Raw genomic sequence first — 2,007 nt, 5'->3', positions numbered from 1 at the left:
GCCTATGGAGAGTACAAGAACTTGTGAGTAGATAGATATTTATATCATCAAAAGCATACTCGTTGAAGTAGGAATGAAACATAGAAGTTTATAACTTTTTATAAGTTTTCAGTAACGGATACCAGGGAGGTGAATGCGGTAAATGATGTTTTGAGGGAGTTGTTGGAGATGGTCAGGGTTGTTAAAGAGGATGGAAAGGTTACGGTGGCATATATGAAGAGTTTTGAGATTGAGCAGATGTGGATTAATAAGGGGATTGAACAGGGGATTAGTCAAGGAATCGCCCAAGGGATTGAACAGGGAATTAGCCAAGGAATCAGCCAGGGAATCACTCAAGGGATTGAACAGGGGCGGAGTGAAGAGAGGGTGAATACGTTGAGGGAGAAGGCGCGAGCGGATCGGTTGGAGAGGGAACTGAGGAAGCTGCGGAGGGGGAGATGATGTTGTTTGGTTTTGGGAGAGTTCCTGGGTGTTTGGGCCTGGGGGCTCTTTTTTTTGTGTGGGTGGGGAGAGATGAATGGAGGGACGAACGGACAGTCTGCCAGCGGGGCGGCTGCATGGTCGTGCCTGGTGCGGTCGTTTCGCCGGGTCAGACTAGGCGTCTGAGTCTTCTGCCGTGCAGGGCGCCCCATAACTCGCCATGTACGCTGATGCGTACCTGGCTCAGACAGATGGGGCTTACTCTGCGGCTTGTGGCCGCAGAGTACCTTCCCGTCAGAAGCCCCAGGCGCCAAGTATGACCAGCGGCTTACTCCGACGCACCGGGGCCCGACCATGCAGCCGCCCCGCTGGCAGTCTGTCCGTTCTGGTTTTTGGGGTGTGAGGTGTGGTGGTTTGCCGGGAAAGGGTGAGACATCAGCGCTGCGCTGTATGGCTGCAGGGGCTGAGTTTCTTTGTGGTGTGTTGGGAGATGGTGTGGCATCGGCGCTGCGCTGGATGTGGATGGGGTGAGTTTTTTTGCGGTTTGTCGTGAGGGGATTGGGGAATAGAGGCTGGTTTGGATATATTGTAGTGTTTTTGTGTAATATTTAAATTTATTTTTGGAGGATTTTGGATTATAATTATGGAAAAAGATGGTTGGCCTGATTGGTTGACTGATTGACTGGTTGATTGATATCCGGAGTTCTGGTGACTGTTTTGTGTGACTTGAGAGAAGAGCTTCGGATGTACGCTGATGTGGCTTGAGAGAAGAGCTTCGGATGTACGCTGATGTGACTTGAGAGAAGAGCTTCGGATGTATGCTGATGTGGCTTGAGAGAAGAGCTTCGGATGTATGCTGATGTGGCTTGAGAGATGAGCTTCGGATGTATGCTGATGTGGCTTGAGAGATGAGCTTCGGATGTGTGTTGATGAGGGTTGAGAGAAGAGCATCGGATGTGTGCTGATGTGGCTTGAGAGATGAGCTTCGGATGTATGCTGATGTGACTTGAGAGATGAGCTTCGGATGTGTGTTGATGAGGGGTGTGTGATGGGCTTCGGATGTGTGTTGATGTGGCTTGTGTGAGGGCTTCGGAGGTTTGTTGGTTTGGTTTTGAGGGGGGGCTTTTGGGGGCTACCTGGGTTTTGGAGGGAGTGGAGTGTATGTGTGATTATGTGGTTTTGCCGCTTTTGAATTCGTCTTTTGAGCCTGGGAGGGCTCGGGAGGTTGTTGAGGGGTTTGAGGATGTGGATGTGAGGAATATTGCGCGGGCTGAGCTTTTTTATTTTACGGGGCAGGCGGAGGAGTGTTGTGAGATCACGAGGGGGTATCTGTCCAGCAGGGTTATTGAGCTGAAGCTTTCGGCGTGTATTTTGTATGGGTATTCTAATCTGTCGCTGGGGAATGTGGCGGCGGCTAAGCGGGGGATGGAGGGGATCCAGTCCTGTGTGAAGATTGCTATGAAGAAGAAGGGTAAGCGTCCAATAAGAGGGTGTATCGAAATTTCTGGCTGTTGCATGTAAACTATTGATTAGAGTTTTGGGAGTTGACTCTAAAAACTCTAAATCTAATCTAAGGAGCAGGCTTAT

3 protein-coding genes are annotated in these 2,007 nt (G+C 50.0%); all 3 read left to right on the top strand.

What is annotated here, in order from left to right; translation table 11 throughout:
• Positions 1-129: 129 nt before the first annotated feature.
• The 3 genes from DMI82_RS19425 to DMI82_RS19415 all read left to right on the top strand — a co-directional run bounded on the left by DMI82_RS19425 (position 130) and on the right by DMI82_RS19415 (position 1,941).
• Positions 130-441, top strand: coding sequence for a hypothetical protein (locus DMI82_RS19425; protein WP_146207191.1), 312 nt, complete (start codon positions 130-132; stop codon positions 439-441).
• A gap of 249 nt (positions 442-690) precedes the next feature.
• A complete protein-coding gene (locus DMI82_RS19695; protein WP_146207190.1) occupies positions 691-951 on the top strand; it encodes a hypothetical protein in 261 nt (86 codons plus the stop codon).
• Positions 952-1,581: 630 nt separating this feature from the next.
• Positions 1,582-1,941: a hypothetical protein gene (locus DMI82_RS19415; protein ID WP_110104292.1), complete on the top strand. Its 360-nt coding sequence runs from the start codon at positions 1,582-1,584 to the stop codon at positions 1,939-1,941.
• Positions 1,942-2,007: the final 66 nt, after the last annotated feature.

Source organism: Blautia sp. BCRC 81119 (assembly GCF_003184505.1).
Lineage (GTDB): Bacteria > Bacillota > Clostridia > Lachnospirales > Lachnospiraceae > Blautia_A > Blautia_A fusiformis.
This window is presented reverse-complemented; position numbering and strand designations above follow the sequence as displayed.

Excerpts from the sequence above, each read along its gene's own strand:
- DMI82_RS19415 (WP_110104292.1), top strand. The coding sequence starts at position 1,582 with ATGTGTGATTATGTGGTTTTGCCGCTTTTGAATTCGTCTTTTGAGCCT.